Raw genomic sequence first — 16,502 nt, 5'->3', positions numbered from 1 at the left:
AAGTCTTTTTGCTATGCGGGTTGCGCCTGCACCGAAGTTACCACTGACCGCCCCGTGCAGCTTCACTTAGTCCATTGCCCCGGGTGTATCGCCTTTCCTTGACCGCAGGGGAGGCTTCTATTATAGTGGGTACGTAGGATTAACTATTTTAGCATAGAAAAAGGTGGCTTGTAACATGTCTGAACATATCTACGTTGGCGTGGATTTAGGTGGTACCACGATTAAGGTTGGAATCTGTAATGCCGAGGGAAGCCTGCTGCACACTTACGAAGGTCCGACAGGGACTGCGGATGGCGTCGATGCTGTCATCGATAATATCGAGAAGTATGTACGCCAGATTGTGGAGGACTCTCCGTACTCCTGGGACCAGCTGGCTGGCGTGGGTGCGGGACTGGCCGGATTTACAAATATTCGTGAAGGAATCATCATCCTTGCGCCCAACATAGGATTTAGAGATGTGCCGATCCGCTCCATTCTGGAGGGTCGTCTGAACAAGCCAGTCAAAATAGACAATGATGCCAACGTGGCAGCACTGGGCGAAGCCTGGAGCGGTGCAGGGCGCGGCATAGAGAATTGTGTCTGTTACACGCTCGGTACGGGTGTCGGCGGCGGTATTATTATTAATGGTAAGGTGTATCAGGGCTTTGCCGGCCTGGCCGGTGAGCTGGGACATATCTCCGTGGTGCCCGATCTGGAAGCGATCCAGTGCGGCTGCGGGAACATGGGCTGTTTGGAAACCGTTTCCTCAGCGACAGGCATTATCCGCATGGCGAACGATGCTGTAGCACGCGGAGACCGGACCTCCTTGTCCACCGTTGAAAAAATCGCTGCGAAGGAAGTATTCGATGCCGCTAAGGCAGGCGATGAGGCTGCGCTGAGGATTGTGAACCGGGCGGCCTTCTACCTGGGCAAATCGATGGCTTCTGTTGCAGCGGTTCTGAACCCTGAAGTATTCATCGTCGGGGGCGGAGTCTCCAAGGCAGGCGATATTCTGTTCGATGAAGTCCGCCGGGTGTTCGCTAAGCTGGCACCAGCCCCTCTGCAGACCGGTGTTACGATTGTACCTGCAGCACTTGGCAATGACGCCGGTATTATTGGTGCGGCAGGTCTGCTCCTGCGTTCTTAAAAGACCGGAATTATTCATATACTAAACATAGGGAGGGATGCTGTAATGACCGACCTCGAGCAAACCCTGTCCGCCCATGCCACCCTGATTATCATTACAGGCATGTCGGGTGCGGGCAAGACGATTGCCGTGCAGAGCCTGGAGGATCTGGGATTCTTCTGTGTGGATAATCTTCCGCCTGTGCTAATCCCGAAATTCGCAGAGCTGATTGAGCAGTCCAAGGGTAAAATCGCCAAGGTGGCGCTGGTCATCGATCTCAGGGGGCGGGAATTCTTCACCGCCCTGTCGGAGTCTTTGGCCTACATCAAGGACGAGTCAACGATCGGGTGTGAGATCCTTTTCCTGGACGCCACAGACTCAGTGCTTGTACAGCGTTACAAGGAGAGCAGGAGGCATCATCCGCTTGCTCCCAAGGGCATGCCGCTGGACGGCATCCGCATGGAGCGCCAGATGTTGGAGGAGTTGAAGAATTCAGCTACCCTGTGTCTGGATACCAGCAGCATGAAGCCGGTCCAGCTCAAAGAAAAAATAGTGTCACGCTTCTCCCACCTCGGGAAAAGCACCCTCTCGGTTAACATTACTTCGTTTGGATTCAAGTATGGGATTCCGATTGATGCTGACTTGGTGTTCGACGTCCGCTTCCTGCCTAATCCGCATTATGTGGACCAGCTGCGGCCCAAGACAGGCCAAGACAACGAGGTGTACGACTATGTAATGAAATGGCCTGAAACGCAAGAATTCCTGACCAAGCTGCTAGATATGCTTCAATTCCTTATTCCGCAATACCGCAAGGAAGGCAAATCCCAGATTATTATCGGCATCGGCTGTACGGGCGGCAAGCACCGTTCAGTAGCCATCGCCGAATACCTGGGCAAAATGCTGGGGGTTAGCGAGACGGAAACGGTAGCTGTCAGCCATCGGGACTCCGAACGCGACCGGCATTGATGAGAGAAGGGATGAATAGTGGCTGAAGAACAAGCGCAGCGTCCGAAGATCGTCGTGATGGGCGGCGGGACCGGACTCTCCGTGATGCTCCGGGGGCTGAAAGAGAAGCCGCTGGATATCACGGCGATCGTAACTGTCGCAGATGACGGGGGAAGCTCCGGGATTCTGCGCAGTGAGCTGCAGATGCCGCCGCCCGGGGATATCCGCAACGTACTTACAGCTATGGCTGACGTTGAGCCTCTGATGGCGCAGATTATGAAGTACCGCTTCAGCAGCGGAGAAGGCTTAGCCGGGCATAGCCTGGGCAATCTGATTCTGGCTGCACTGACCGATATCTCCGGGGACTTCGTTACAGCAGTCCGGGAGCTGAGCCGGCTGTTCGCCGTTCGCGGCCGGGTACTGCCTGCGGCCGGAGAAGCGGTAATTCTGCATGCCGAGATGGCGGACGGGACGCTGATTACCGGCGAATCAAAAATCCCGGAGGCAGGCGGCGTCATTAAGCGAGTGTTCCTGGAGCCTGTGGATGTGGAGCCGCTGCCGGAGGCGCTGGAGGCTATCCGCAACGCAGATGCTATTCTGCTCGGTCCGGGCAGTCTGTATACCAGCATTTTGCCGAATCTGCTGGTGCCTAAGCTGGCAGAAGCCGTGGTGGCTTCCGAGGCCATTAAGATTTTTGTATGCAATGTAATGACTCAGCCGGGTGAGACGGATAATTACACGGTTAATGACCATCTTCAGGCCGTATATGACCATATCGGACTGCATCTGTTCGATTATGTGATCGTCAATGACGGGGAGATCCCGGAGCAGGTGCAGATCAAATACGCCGAGAAGGGCGCCCGTCCGGTGCAGCTTGACCGTGAGGCTGTAGACGGCAACGGGTATAAGGTGATTGCCGACAAGCTGGTATTATTTAAAACCTATTTGCGGCATGATACAGATAAGCTAAGTCACCATATTTTCCAGCTGGTGAAGGATTGGATTGACAGAAAGAGTTAAATGAAAGAGGTGAGCCCCTTGTCTTTTGCGGCCCTTACCAAAAAAGAGCTGACGATGGTCGAGAGCCCGCCCTGCTGCGAGAAAGCGGAAATGTCAGCGCTGATCCGAATGAACGGTTCGGTGCAGCTTTCGAGCAAAAAGGTGGTTCTCGACATTTCGACGGAGAACGCCGCGATTGCAAGGCGGGTATATTCTTTGCTTAAGAAATATTACCAGGTCCATATCGAGCTGCTCGTGCGTAAAAAAATGCGTTTGAAGAAGAATAACGTCTATATTGTAAGAATCCCGAACCAGGTCCAGGAGATACTGAAGGATCTGCGGATAGTCTCTGAAGGCTTTATTTTCACGGATGGGATTGATGAGGAGATTGTCGCAAAGAATTGCTGCAAGCGCGCCTATCTGCGCGGGGCCTTCATGGCCGGCGGTTCGGTTAATAACCCGGAGGGCTCTTCGTACCACTTGGAAATTTCTTCCATGTATGAGGAGCACTGCAAGGCGCTCGTTGAGCTGGCTGGTGAATTTCACCTGAATGCCCGCTGCATAGAACGCAAAAAAGGCTTCATCCTATACATCAAGGAAGGCGAGAAGATCATCGAGTTCCTCAGTCTGATCGGCGCCCATCAGGCGCTGTTCAAATTCGAGGATGTGCGGATCATGCGCGATATGCGTAACTCGGTCAACCGGATTGTGAACTGCGAAACGGCCAATCTGAACAAGACGATCAGTGCGGCAGTTCGCCAGATTGAGAACATCAAGCTGCTGCAGCGCGAGGTGGGTCTGGAAAGTTTGCCGGATAAGCTGCGGGAGGTTGCCGAGATCAGACTGGCGCACCCGGACATTAACCTCAAGGAAGTCGGGGATATGCTGGGCGGAACGGTCAGTAAATCGGGTGTGAACCACCGTTTGCGCAAAATTGATGAGCTGGCGGACAAGGTCCGCGGCGGCTGATTATTTTTTTTCTAGTGCGGTATGCGTTATAATGATATAATATTATAAAATTAATGTGAAATTTTTGGGCAGATCTCAAATAGGGGGTAAGCGTTTCATGACAAAGCACCCGGTAGTTGTTCGGTTGAAGACGGGGCTCCATGCTCGGCCGGCAGCATTGTTTGTGCAAGAAGCTAATAAGTTTTCGTCGGAGATTTTCGTGGAAAAAGACGATAAAAAAGTGAACGCCAAGAGTATCATGGGCATTATGAGCCTTGCGATCAGTTCCGGTACAGAGATTCATATCAGCGCAGACGGTGCAGACGCGGAACAGGCTGTAACCGCTTTGACCAGTCTGGTAAGCAAGGAAGAGCTCGAGAATCAATAAATGCTACATGGTCTTACCAAAAGCCCCTGAGGGGCTTTTTTTCATACCGGAGATGTCATTCGCCGCTTCTGGATCGGGACGTGGAGTAAATAAAAAATAAATATCGTACATCGCTCATGCAACTTTTACCATGCTGTCCCGTCTAGAGGATACTAACACTTAAACGAATCGAAAGGGGATGGCAAGCATGAGAAAATGGGGTAAATCGATTGGAGCAGTACTGCTGGCAGGGAGCTTGATGATTGGAGGAATGGGGTTGAGCGGAGTGCTAAAGGGTCCTGAAACGGCTTACGCTGATGAGGTGCAGAAGAATATTGTGAACGTGGTGGGCAAAGGCGAGCTGTCGATCAAACCGGATATCGCGTATCTCTCCATCGGGGTAACGACAACTGCCGAAACCGCGCAGGAAGCACAGAAAGGCACAGCCGCGAAGGTCTCCAAGCTGACCGCCTTGTTCAAGACCACTTGGGGTATTGCGGACAAGGACATTCAGAGCACCCAGTTCTACGTTCAGCCTAACTACACTTACAGCGAGAAGGACGGCCAGAAGGTAAAAGGCTATAACGCCCAGCATACCCTGGAGGTCGCTTACCGGGATCTGACAAAGGTTGGACAATTGCTGGACGCTGCCTCGGCGGCTGGAGCGAACAACATCGGCAATGTGCGGTTTGCCATTGAAGATCCATCGGCCTTTGAAGCACAGGCGATTGAGAAGGCTATGCAGAATGCAGATGTCAAAGCAGCAGCTATTGCCAAAGCAGCCAAACGCGGATTGGGTCAGGTAGTCACTGTTGTTCAGAGCGATGACGGGAATAACCCGGTGGTCTACGCTGAAGCGGCTTCCATGCAAAAGATGTCCATGGATAATGCTGCCGGAAGCTCCGTTGAACCCGGGCAGGTCAAGGTTGTTACCCAATTGAATGTAACGTATGAACTGAAATAAATGTTTTGGATGAGGCGCTTGCTCTGCTGTTATAGCGGGGCAGGCGCTTTTCTATAATTATATGAATGTATATATATGCACATATGCGCTATGGAAAGCTCTCAATTTGTTTAAATTGAGGTAACAGGATCTTTAGATAATCACGGAAAACCTTAAGAAACTGTAAAGCCGATTGTAACAACCCCCGCGCTTTCTTTTACTATAATAGGAACAGTGATACTGAGGAACATACATCATGACTAATCATACCACCAGGTGGAAGGGGAAATAACAATGAATTCGAACTCTAAGAAATACATCCGCAGATGGGGTGCGGGAATGCTCGCAGCAGGAATTCTGCTGGGCGGAACAGGAATCCTTCATGCAGATATTACGGAGGCCGCTCCGGCAGCTGTTCAGGCCAAAGCCAAATCCTCCTCGGTAGTGCTGAAGGTTAACGGTAAAAGCACAGCCCAGGCGGGCCTGCTTCAGGAAGGAAAGGTATGGGTCCCGGTAACCTTCCTGCGCGATGCGCTGGGGATGCCGCTCTCTTATGATAAAGCAGCGAAGACGTACACCATCGGGACAGGGGCTGCTCAGACAAAGCTGACGATCAATGATTATGGCATTTCTGTTATGGTGAACAATTATTATGTCGGTGAAGGCAAGCAGCTGAATAACCGGCTGTATGTTTCCTCTGAGCTGCTTAGCGATTACTTGGGCTACAAAGTAGACGGGAGCGCAGCAGCAGGACGGCTGAATGTTATGAAGAAAGTGCAGAATGCGGTAACCATCAAAACAGTGAGCTATGTGAAGGATCATAAGGATGCGCCTATCCGGCTGGATTATCCGCAGGTCAGCGGCCTGGCAAGTGCAGAAGCAGAGAAGGCGATCAATGATCTGATCAAGCAGACCGTTCTGAACTATGCGAAGGATGCTGAAGATCAAATCTCCAAGCGGTCCAAGGATGACCGGCCGTATGAATTCGAAGGCGGTTATGTGGTCACGTATAACCAGGATGGCGTGCTCAGCCTAATCACTAATCAATACGGGTATACCGGCGGTGCCCATGGGATGACTTACCGCAATGCGTTCACCTTCTCGCTCAAAGACGGGAAACGCCTGTTGCTGGGCGACCTGTTCGGTGCCAACCCTAATTACAAGAAACAGCTCAATGCCAAGCTGGCCACCGAGATCAAAGCTAACGGAGGATATCTGGGCGGGTTCAATGGACTGAATACCGAGAAGTACTTCTATCTGAAAGATGGCAAAGCGGTGCTCTTCTTCCAGTTATACGAATACACGGCATATGCCGAGGGCTTCCCGGAATTTAACTTCAGCTTCAAGGAACTCCTGCCCGATGGAAGCAGTCCGTTCGCGGCGCTGAAATAATAAACTGGATTATCCAGATGCCCTTGCATCTCCTCCGGGAGACACAAGGGCATCTTTCATCCACGGCCTAATCAGCCTGCCCTGCCGTTACCACTTCACCCGGATAGTCATAAGCTATAGAAGGCAAGCAGCTTATACGGGGAGGGGAAGGTTATGGTCTATGCTTATACAGCGATCGGGGATTCACTTACAACCGGCTTCGGGGCGCTGCCCGGGAACGGCTTCGTCCCCGTCTACCGGCGGATGGCGGAAGGGAGGCTGGGCACGCCGGTGGTGCCGGCGAATCTTGGTGTCAACGGTCTGACCACCGGGGGGCTGAAGCAACGGCTGAGGAGCTCAAATGTCTACCGGGCAGCGGTGAAGGATGCGCAGATCATTACGCTGTCCATTGGCGGCAATGACTTGATTAAGGCAGCCCGGGCAGCCGGGCCCCGGCCCGGCGAATTCCAGGGCTTGCTTCAGCAGGCGCTTAGGGACTGCAAGCGTAACTACAGCGACATCATGGGTAGCCTGACACAGCTCAAAGCAGGTTCCCGCAGCCCCTACATCATCCGGATGGTAGGCCTGTATAATCCATACCCACAGGTGAATGAAGCAACAGAGTGGGTGCGGGAGTTCAACCGCTATGCAGCAGGCTACAGCAGCAATAACGTAGGGTTTGCTTCGGTATACCATGAATTTGCCGGTAATGAGCGGGGGCTGCTGTTCCTGGACCATATTCACCCGAATGGCAGAGGCTACCGCGTAATTGCAGGCAAACTGGATGCCCTGGGGTACGGAGGTTTAAGGTAGCATGAAGAAAGAGGCTGTAACATGACCGGACCGGTCTGTTACAGCCTCTTCGTGTATTCATTGGGATAGATTACTTATACGCCTGTCGGCAAAGTCTTCTCAATTACCTTGTCCACGATACCATATTCTGCAGCGTCTGCAGCGCTCATGAAGTAATCGCGGTCAGTATCCTTCTCGATCTTCTCCAGCGGCTGGCCTGTACGCTCGGACAGGATGCGGTTCAGCTTCTCACGCAGCTTGATGATGCGGCGGGCGCGGATCTCGATATCCGAAGCCTGGCCCTGGGCACCGCCTAGCGGCTGGTGAATCATGATCTCGCTGTTCGGCAGGGCGAAGCGCTTGCCCTTGGCGCCGGCGTTCAGCAGGAACGCTCCCATGGAAGCGGCCATACCTACACAGATGGTGGATACATCCGGCTTAATGTATTGCATTGTATCGAAGATGGCCATACCCGCTGTGATGGAACCGCCTGGGCTGTTCACATACAGGTGAATATCCTTATCCGGGTCCTCGGCAGCCAGGAAGAGCATTTGTGCGATGATGGAATTGGCAACCACGTCATTAACCTCCGTTCCAAGGAAAATGATGCGGTCCTTCAGCAGGCGGGAATAGATGTCATAAGCGCGCTCACCGCGGTTGCTCTGTTCTACTACCATAGGAATATAACTCACGTGGAAAACCTCCTTGAAATTGGTGCTTCGAATGTGTTCATTTTTTACTGTTACCGTATTAACCACATGATAAACAAATTCAAACAAAAAGTCAAAGAAAGTCAAACTTACTTTCAAAAAAAAGAGCCCTCAAGCGGCTCATTGGTTAAGTATAATATAATCGGAACTAAATTATGTACAAGCTTGAAAAAAATGGCGCGCCCGCCAAGAATCGAACTTGGATCTCAGGCTTCGGAGGCCTACGTCATATCCATTGGACCACGGGCGCAACAGAAATTATTATAATATACTTCTCGGATAAAAGCAATGCGTATTAGGTATCCTGCGCAAAAATAGTTTTCTCTGTCTCCATTAATAGAGCCGGAGATGCGCCTCCTGCCAGCGGGCTGCCGGACAAGCCCATGTATAAGATGAAAGCTGGCTGAGAATTATAGTCTCGGAACACTTGCACTTGGCGTCAGTTTTGGGTAGAATATGGGTGGGACTTAAAAAGTTAACCCGGGACATTTTGAGACCACGAACAAGGGATAAGAGAAAGACGAAGTTGCAGGAGTGAAAGCATGCGTAATCTATTGGAAATCCAAAAGCAGCTTCTGCCTGATCTCATGGAAACCCTTAAGAGACGGTATACGATTCTACATCAGATCATGCTGTCCGATATTATTGGGCGCAGGACGTTAGCCGCATCGCTTGATATGACCGAGCGGGTGCTGCGCGCCGAGACGGATCTTCTGAAATCGCAGGGGCTCATTGAGATCGAGAGCGTCGGTATGCGCATTAGCGATGCCGGTCGCAGACTGCTTGACCTGCTGGAGCCGGTCGCCAAGAGCCTATTCGGCCTGGATGATCTGGAAGAGAAAATTCGTACAACGTACGGTCTCACCAAAGTAATTGTGGTACCTGGCGATTGTGAGACATCGCCGTTCACCAAGCGTGAGCTGGGGCGCGCAGGCTCCAAGGCACTGCTCAGCGTACTGCGAAGTGATGATACGATTGCCGTCACAGGTGGATCAACACTGGCCGAGATGGCCGATCAGCTGACCCCGCCGCTATCCCTTTCCTATAAGAACGCCTGGGTTGTTCCGGCGCGTGGAGGACTGGGAGAGAGCATGGAGATACAGGCCAACACCATTGCTTCAACCATGGCCAAACGGATTGGCGCCAATTACCGTCTGCTGCATGTGCCCGATCTGCTTAGCGGAGACGCATATGAGTCGCTTGCGCAGGACTCCAATATTGGAGAGATTGTACAAATTATCCGCAGATCGCGTATTATTGTACATGGAATAGGCGACGCCATTGAAATGACCCACCGCCGCAAGCTGGACTCCGGGACGATCTCAGAGATTCAGAGCGAGGGAGCCGTAGCCGAGTCCTTCGGATACTATTTCAATGAGAATGGCGAAGTGGTTCATACGATGCGGACCATGGGGCTGCGCCTGGAAGACATTATCCGTACGGAAGTCGTTATCGGTATTGCCGGCGGCAAACGCAAGGCGAAGGCCATTCATGCGATGCTGCGGTTCGGGCAAGAGGATATTCTCGTCATCGACGAGGCGGCGGCTGTTGAAATCGGCAAGGAAATCGACACACAGCTACAAAAGGTCCTATAGATTCCATTAAATGGGGCGCGCGCAAAGGGTTTATGCATTATACTTAACATTGTTGTCTTGACGAGCCTCACGGCCTGTCTTGAATAAATAAAACGAACTCTAGGAGGAACTATTCAATGAGTGTAAAAGTTGGTATTAACGGTTTTGGACGTATTGGACGCCTTGCATTCCGCCGTATTCAAAATGTAGAAGGTATCGAAGTGGTAGCAATCAATGACTTGACTGACGCTAAGATGCTTGCTCATTTGCTTAAATATGATACAACTCAAGGTAAATTCCAGGGAGACGTTGAAGTTCATGACGGATTCTTCAAAGTAAACGGTAAAGATGTTAAGGTTCTGGCGAACCGCAACCCTGAAGAACTTCCTTGGGGAGAGCTTGGCGTTGATATCGTTCTGGAATGTACTGGTTTCTTCACAACTAAAGAAGCCGCTGAGAAGCACCTGAAAGGCGGAGCTAAGAAAGTAGTTATTTCCGCTCCAGCTACAGGCGATATGAAAACTGTTGTGTACAACGTTAACGATGACATCCTTGACGGTTCCGAAACAGTAATCTCCGGTGCATCTTGCACAACGAACTGCCTGGCTCCTATGGCCAAAGTTCTGAACGACAAGTTCGGTATCATCGAAGGCCTGATGACAACTATCCACGCTTACACAGGTGACCAGAATACTCTTGATGCTCCACACGCAAAAGGCGACTTCAGACGCGCCCGCGCTGCTGCTGAGAACATCATCCCTAACACTACCGGTGCTGCTAAAGCCATCGGCCTGGTTATTCCAGAACTGAAGGGCAAACTTGACGGTGCAGCACAACGTGTGCCTGTAGCTACAGGTTCCCTGACTGAGCTGGTTACTGTTCTGGATAAGAGCGTAACCGTTGAAGAAATCAATGCAGCCATGAAAGAAGCTTCTGACCCAGAAACTTATGGCTACACTGAAGATGAAATCGTATCTTCCGACATCAAGGGTATGACTTTCGGTTCCCTGTTCGATGCAACTCAGACTAAAGTACTGACTGTTGGCGACAAACAGCTGGTTAAAACTGTTGCTTGGTATGACAATGAAATGTCCTACACTGCACAGCTGGTTCGTACTTTGGAGAAATTCGCTAAGCTTGCTAAATAAGACCGATTTCATATAAGCAGTACAATAGAGCGGAAACAAGGAAAGTCTGTTTCCGCTCTTTCTAAATGAACTGGATTCGTGTGAAATGGCTTCGTGAAGGAACCAATTTTGGGTGTGGAGGAAATGTTAATCATGAACAAAAAAAGTGTCCGTGATGTAGAAGTAAAAGGCAAACGCGTATTCGTGCGTGTAGATTTCAATGTGCCAGTGGAAGACGGCAAGATCACTGATGATACCCGTATCCGCGAAACCCTTCCAACAATTAAATACCTGATTGAGAACGGTGCAAAGGTCATTCTGGCCAGCCATATGGGCCGTCCTAAAGGCGAATTCGTTGATTCCATGCGGTTGACTTCCGCTGCAGTCCGTTTGTCTGAATTGCTCGGCAAACCGGTAGCCAAGGCTGATGAGGCCATTGGCGAAGCGGTAAAAGCGAAAATCGCTGAACTGAACGATGGCGATGTGCTTGTGCTTGAGAATGTCCGTTTCTACAAAGGTGAAGAGAAGAATGATCCTGAACTGGCTAAGCAGTTCGCTGAACTGGCTGACCTGTTCGTCAATGACGCATTCGGCGCAGCTCACCGTGCCCATGCTTCGACAGAAGGAATCGCTCACTTCCTGCCTGCAGTATCCGGTCTTCTGATGGAGAAGGAATTGTCCGTTCTCGGCAAGGCGCTTTCTAACCCGGAACGTCCTTTCACTGCCATCATCGGCGGTTCCAAGGTTAAAGACAAGATTGACGTTATCGACAACCTGCTGAATCTGGCTGACAATGTACTGATTGGCGGCGGCCTCTCTTACACGTTCACCAAGGCTCAAGGTTTCGAAATCGGTAAATCCCTGGTAGACAACGATAAGATTGATGCAGCGCTTGGATTCATCGAGAAGGCCAAGAAGCTGGGCAAGAACTTCGTGCTTCCGGTTGACGTTGTAGTCGCTGACAAGTTCGGTGCAGATGCCAACACTAAGATTGTAGATGTAACCGAGATTCCTGCGGACTGGGAAGGTCTGGACATCGGTCCTAAGACTCGTGAAATCTATGCCGATATTATCAAAAACTCCAAGCTGGTTGTATGGAATGGACCTATGGGCGTATTTGAAATCGATAAATTTGCTGAAGGTACTATTGCCGTAGCTCAGGCTTGTGCAACTACTGAAGGCTACACAGTTATCGGCGGCGGAGATTCCGCAGCAGCAGCTGAGAAATTCCACCTCGCAGACCAGATGGATCACATCTCCACTGGCGGCGGCGCATCGCTCGAGTTCATGGAAGGCAAGGCTCTTCCAGGTGTAGAAGCACTGAACGACAAGTAATACCGAAGAGGGAGGCAATACATCACTATGAGTAGAACACCTATTATTGCAGGCAACTGGAAAATGTTCAAAACCGTTCCGGAAGCCGAAGGCTTCATTGCTGAAATCAAAGGCCAGGCGGAAGTGGCAGGCGTAGAGACTGTTATCTGCGCGCCATTCACTAACCTGCCTGCACTGGTTGCAGCGGTACAAGGCACCACCATCAAGATTGGTGCACAGAACCTTCACTTCGAAGATAACGGTGCTTATACAGGTGAGATCAGCGGCGTAATGCTGAAGGATCTTGGTGTAGAGTATGTTATTATCGGTCACTCCGAACGCCGTGCTTATTTCGGTGAGACGGACGAAATCGTCAACAAAAAAATGCATGCGGCATTCCGTCACGGCATTACTCCAATTGTCTGCGTAGGCGAAAAGCTTGAAGAGCGTGAAGCTGACCAGACTAAGGACGTATGTAAGGTTCAGACTGAAGCGGCATTTGCCGGTCTTAGCGCAGAGCAGGCAGCAAGCGTAGTTATCGCTTACGAGCCAATCTGGGCGATTGGTACAGGTAAATCCTCCACTTCCCAGGATGCCAACGAAGTTATTGCTTATATCCGGACCCTTGTTAAAGGCCTGTACGATGAAGCAACAGCTGAAGCAGTACGTATCCAATACGGCGGCAGCGTGAAGCCTGAGAATGTAACGGAGTACATGAGTCAAAGCGACATCGACGGCGCTCTAGTCGGCGGTGCCAGCCTGCAGCCTGCTTCCTTCGTTTCACTCGTTGAGGGGGCGAAGTAAGAATGTCAGCTCCAAGACCAGTAGCACTGATTATCATGGACGGCTTCGGACTGCGTAACACGGATGAAGGCAACGCTGTTGCCCAAGCCAACAAGCCGAACTACGACCGTTACCTGAAGCAATATCCGAATACTACGCTTACCGCTTGCGGCGAAGCTGTAGGTCTGCCGGAAGGCCAAATGGGTAACTCTGAAGTAGGGCACCTTAACATTGGTGCCGGCCGTATTGTATACCAGGACCTGACCCGTATCGACAAGTCGATACGCGATGGGGAATTCTTCGAGAACGAAACGCTGGTGGCTGCCGTAAGAAGCGCCAAATCAACCGGCAAAAAACTTCACCTCTATGCACTGGTATCCGATGGCGGCGTACACAGCCACATCAATCACCTGTTCGCCATGCTCGATCTGGCTAAAAAAGAAGATCTGCATGAAGTCTATATTCATGCCTTCATGGATGGCCGTGACGTAGCACCTGACAGTGGACAGAAGTTCATTCAGGATCTGGTCGGCAAGATTGAAGAGGTTGGCGTAGGTACGATAGCTACGGTATCCGGACGCTACTTCGCGATGGACCGTGACAAACGCTGGGAACGTGTAGAGAAGGCTTATCGTGCAATGGTATATGGCGAAGGCCCTAAATATACCGATGCCCTTCAGGCCATCACTGCATCCTACCAGAATTCTGTGTTCGATGAATTCGTGGAGCCAAGTGTGATTGTAGACAGCCAGAACAATCCGGTAGCGACAGTGGAGAGCGGCGATTCTGTCATTTTCCTTAACTTCCGTCCTGACCGTGCGATCCAGCTGTCACAAGTGTTCACGAACTCGGATTTCCGCGGCTTCGACCGTGGTCCTAAGTTCCCGCAAGGCCTGCACTTCGTATGCCTGACTACCTTCAGTGAGACGGTTCAAGGCTTCGTGGCTTACTCCCCGAAGAACCTGGACAACACGCTCGGTGAAGTGCTGGTTCAGCAGAACAAGAAGCAGCTGCGTATTGCAGAGACGGAGAAGTATCCGCATGTGACCTTCTTCTTCAGCGGCGGACGCGATGAGGAGCTTCCGGGCGAGACCCGTATCCTGATCAACTCGCCGAAAGTGGCAACCTATGATATGAAGCCAGAGATGAGCGCTTACGAAGTGGCGGCGGCCTGCGTAGCGGAGATCGAAGCGGATAGACAGGATGCCATTATCCTGAACTTTGCTAACCCTGATATGGTAGGACACTCCGGCATGCTGGAGCCTACAATCAAGGCGGTTGAAGTAACGGACGAATGCGTAGGCAAGGTTGTGGATGCTGTAGTTGCCAAGGGCGGCGTTGCTATTATCATTGCCGACCACGGGAATGCGGATATGGTATTCGATGAGAACGGACGTCCGTTCACAGCCCATACCACTAACCCGGTTCCGTTCATCGTTACCACTGAAGATGTAGTACTGCGTGAAGCTGGTATTCTCGCAGATGTGGCACCGACGATCCTGGATCTGATGGGACTTCCGCAGCCTGCGGAAATGACCGGACAATCCATGATTGCCAGCCGCAAATAAGCAAGACAACTGTTTTTGTAAACCCAAAACCATTGTATAAAAGGAGATTAAACTTACATGACTATTATTTCTGATGTGTATGCACGCGAAGTCCTTGACTCCCGTGGTAACCCTACTGTAGAGGTTGACGTATATCTGGAGTCCGGCGCAAAAGGCCGCGCTATCGTTCCTTCCGGCGCTTCCACTGGCGCTCATGAAGCTGTAGAGCTTCGTGACGGCGACAAATCCCGTTACATGGGTAAAGGCGTTCTGAAAGCTGTTGAGAACGTAAACGAAATTATCGCTCCGGAAGTAATCGGTATGGATGCTCTTGACCAAGTGGGCATCGACAAGCTGATGATCACTTTGGACGGAACTCCTAACAAAGGCAAGCTGGGCGCTAACGCAATCCTGGCAGTATCCATGGCCGTAGCACGCGCTGCTGCAACTGCTCTGGACATTCCTTTGTATGTATACCTGGGCGGATTCAACGCCAAGACTCTTCCAGTACCAATGATGAACATCATCAACGGTGGTGAGCATGCCGATAACAACATCGACGTTCAAGAGTTCATGGTTCTTCCAGTAGGCGCTCCAAGCTTCAAGGAAGCACTGCGTACTGGTGCAGAAATCTTCCACAACCTGAAATCCGTACTGCAATCCAAAGGCCTGAACACAGCTGTGGGCGACGAAGGCGGCTTCGCACCGAACCTGGGTTCCAATGAAGAAGCAATCACTACAATCATCGAAGCGATCGAAAAAGCCGGTTACAAACCAGGCGTTGACGTATTCCTTGGTATGGACGTTGCTTCCACTGAGTTCTACAAAGACGGTAAATACACACTTGCAGGCGAAGGTAAATCTTACACTTCCGCTGAGTATGTTGACCTGCTGGCTTCATGGGTTGAGAAGTACCCAATCATCACTATCGAAGACGGTATGTCTGAAGATGACTGGGATGGCTGGAAATTGCTTACTGAAAAATTGGGCGACAAAGTCCAATTGGTTGGTGACGACCTGTTCGTTACGAACACTGAGCGTCTGGCAACTGGTATCGAAAAGGGTATCGGTAACTCCATCCTGGTTAAGGTTAACCAGATTGGTACACTGACTGAAACCTTCGATGCGATTGAAATGGCGAAACGTGCCGGCTACACAGCTGTAATCTCCCACCGTTCCGGTGAGTCCGAAGACAGCACTATCGCTGACATCGCTGTAGCAACCAACGCTGGCCAGATCAAGACTGGTGCTCCTTCCCGTACAGACCGTGTGGCTAAATACAACCAACTGCTTCGCATCGAAGACGAGCTGGGCGAATTGGCTCAATACAACGGCCTGAAATCCTTCTACAACCTCAAAAGATAATTTCTTTTGAATCTATAGGTACCATGAGCCTGCCGGTTTCCGGCAGGCTTTTTTGATGCTTCTACCTGCGATAGATGGCAATAATGAGATTTTCCTAGTGAGATGGGGCGGGAATGCCGTCTGGAAGGTTGTATTCAATCAGCGGCTATGATAAAATAAAAATGCTGTTTATGAAACGGATATTCTAATTTAGCATAGATAGTGATGCTTGGACGTAGGAGGTGGAAGTGAATGGATATCTTTTTGAAAGTGGTGCTTCTGATTTTTGCCGTAGGTCTGATTGCGGTCGTTCTTCTGCAAAAAGGGAAAAGTGCAGGTCTTTCCGGTGCCATCTCCGGCGGTGCTGAGCATCTCTTCGGTAAAACAAAGGCACGCGGTATGGAGCTTGTGCTGCAGCGTGTAACAGTTGGTCTGGCGGCTGGATTCTTCATCATGTCAATTGTTGTTGCCATTGTTGTTGAATAACTCGTCTACAGTAAGCCTTCGCTCTGTTCTTAATGGAATAGACGGGGGCTTTTTTGATAGATTTGGGGTCCCCGCAAAGTACCTGAGTCATCATTGAAGCTAAAGCCCCACTTTGTGGGGTTATTTTGTATGCAGATTTAATATTGT

The 16,502-nt window shown here is 50.9% G+C and carries 16 protein-coding genes and 1 tRNA gene; 15 read left to right on the top strand and 2 right to left on the bottom strand.

Going from position 1 to position 16,502, the window contains the following annotated elements:
- The first annotated feature begins 175 nt into the window (after window positions 1-175).
- From MKX42_RS00180 to MKX42_RS00145, 8 genes are all read left to right on the top strand, one after another.
- Window positions 176-1,126 carry an ROK family glucokinase gene (locus MKX42_RS00180; RefSeq protein ID WP_036690067.1) on the top strand — a complete coding sequence of 317 codons (951 nt, stop codon included), beginning with the start codon at window positions 176-178 and terminating at the stop codon, window positions 1,124-1,126.
- A gap of 45 nt (window positions 1,127-1,171) precedes the next feature.
- Entirely contained in the window at window positions 1,172-2,071 is a 900-nt protein-coding gene (gene rapZ / locus MKX42_RS00175) for an RNase adapter RapZ (protein WP_340750326.1), read from the top strand.
- A gap of 57 nt (window positions 2,072-2,128) precedes the next feature.
- A complete protein-coding gene (locus MKX42_RS00170) occupies window positions 2,129-3,070 on the top strand; it encodes a gluconeogenesis factor YvcK family protein (protein ID WP_200869550.1) in 942 nt (313 codons plus the stop codon).
- Between the two features lie 18 nt (window positions 3,071-3,088).
- On the top strand, window positions 3,089-4,018 hold the full coding sequence (gene whiA / locus MKX42_RS00165; RefSeq protein WP_340750324.1) for a DNA-binding protein WhiA: 930 nt from the start codon (window positions 3,089-3,091) through the stop codon (window positions 4,016-4,018).
- A gap of 97 nt (window positions 4,019-4,115) precedes the next feature.
- Window positions 4,116-4,385 (top strand): HPr family phosphocarrier protein, encoded by a 270-nt coding sequence (locus MKX42_RS00160; RefSeq protein WP_036690075.1) that lies wholly within the window; start codon window positions 4,116-4,118, stop codon window positions 4,383-4,385.
- A 187-nt stretch (window positions 4,386-4,572) separates the two neighbouring features.
- Complete coding sequence (locus MKX42_RS00155; RefSeq protein ID WP_340750322.1) at window positions 4,573-5,328, top strand: SIMPL domain-containing protein; 756 nt, start codon at window positions 4,573-4,575, stop codon at window positions 5,326-5,328.
- A 273-nt stretch (window positions 5,329-5,601) separates the two neighbouring features.
- Complete coding sequence (locus MKX42_RS00150) at window positions 5,602-6,699, top strand: PdaC/SigV domain-containing protein (RefSeq protein WP_340750320.1); 1,098 nt, start codon at window positions 5,602-5,604, stop codon at window positions 6,697-6,699.
- A 153-nt stretch (window positions 6,700-6,852) separates the two neighbouring features.
- Entirely contained in the window at window positions 6,853-7,491 is a 639-nt protein-coding gene (locus MKX42_RS00145) for a GDSL-type esterase/lipase family protein (protein WP_340750318.1), read from the top strand.
- A 74-nt stretch (window positions 7,492-7,565) separates the two neighbouring features.
- On the opposite strand, the gene clpP is transcribed toward MKX42_RS00145, so the two are convergent.
- Both clpP and MKX42_RS00135 read right to left on the bottom strand, forming a co-directional pair.
- Window positions 7,566-8,162, bottom strand: a complete 597-nt coding sequence (gene clpP, locus MKX42_RS00140; RefSeq protein WP_036690083.1) for an ATP-dependent Clp endopeptidase proteolytic subunit ClpP — start codon at window positions 8,160-8,162, stop codon at window positions 7,566-7,568.
- A 193-nt stretch (window positions 8,163-8,355) separates the two neighbouring features.
- Window positions 8,356-8,430 (bottom strand) — tRNA-Arg (locus tag MKX42_RS00135).
- 292 nt (window positions 8,431-8,722) lie between these two features.
- Between MKX42_RS00135 and MKX42_RS00130 the strand changes: the two genes are divergently transcribed.
- The 7 genes from MKX42_RS00130 (at window position 8,723) to secG (ending at window position 16,355) form a co-directional block, all read left to right on the top strand.
- Window positions 8,723-9,775 (top strand): sugar-binding transcriptional regulator, encoded by a 1,053-nt coding sequence (locus tag MKX42_RS00130; RefSeq protein ID WP_340750316.1) that lies wholly within the window; start codon window positions 8,723-8,725, stop codon window positions 9,773-9,775.
- 116 nt (window positions 9,776-9,891) lie between these two features.
- Window positions 9,892-10,902 carry a type I glyceraldehyde-3-phosphate dehydrogenase gene (gap, locus tag MKX42_RS00125; protein ID WP_036690087.1) on the top strand — a complete coding sequence of 337 codons (1,011 nt, stop codon included), beginning with the start codon at window positions 9,892-9,894 and terminating at the stop codon, window positions 10,900-10,902.
- A gap of 132 nt (window positions 10,903-11,034) precedes the next feature.
- Window positions 11,035-12,216, top strand: a complete 1,182-nt coding sequence (locus tag MKX42_RS00120) for a phosphoglycerate kinase (RefSeq protein WP_036690089.1) — start codon at window positions 11,035-11,037, stop codon at window positions 12,214-12,216.
- A 27-nt stretch (window positions 12,217-12,243) separates the two neighbouring features.
- Window positions 12,244-12,999 carry a triose-phosphate isomerase gene (gene tpiA, locus MKX42_RS00115; RefSeq protein WP_036690091.1) on the top strand — a complete coding sequence of 252 codons (756 nt, stop codon included), beginning with the start codon at window positions 12,244-12,246 and terminating at the stop codon, window positions 12,997-12,999.
- A gap of 2 nt (window positions 13,000-13,001) precedes the next feature.
- Window positions 13,002-14,546 carry a 2,3-bisphosphoglycerate-independent phosphoglycerate mutase gene (gene gpmI / locus MKX42_RS00110; RefSeq protein ID WP_340750314.1) on the top strand — a complete coding sequence of 515 codons (1,545 nt, stop codon included), beginning with the start codon at window positions 13,002-13,004 and terminating at the stop codon, window positions 14,544-14,546.
- Window positions 14,547-14,603: 57 nt separating this feature from the next.
- Window positions 14,604-15,890, top strand: coding sequence for a phosphopyruvate hydratase (gene eno, locus MKX42_RS00105; RefSeq protein ID WP_036726271.1), 1,287 nt, complete (start codon window positions 14,604-14,606; stop codon window positions 15,888-15,890).
- A gap of 231 nt (window positions 15,891-16,121) precedes the next feature.
- Window positions 16,122-16,355, top strand: coding sequence for a preprotein translocase subunit SecG (gene secG, locus MKX42_RS00100; protein ID WP_036690096.1), 234 nt, complete (start codon window positions 16,122-16,124; stop codon window positions 16,353-16,355).
- Window positions 16,356-16,502 lie beyond the last annotated feature (147 nt).

Origin of the sequence: Paenibacillus sp. FSL R7-0204 (genome assembly GCF_038002225.1) — a bacterium.
GTDB lineage: Bacteria > Bacillota > Bacilli > Paenibacillales > Paenibacillaceae > Paenibacillus_AQ.
This window is presented reverse-complemented; position numbering and strand designations above follow the sequence as displayed.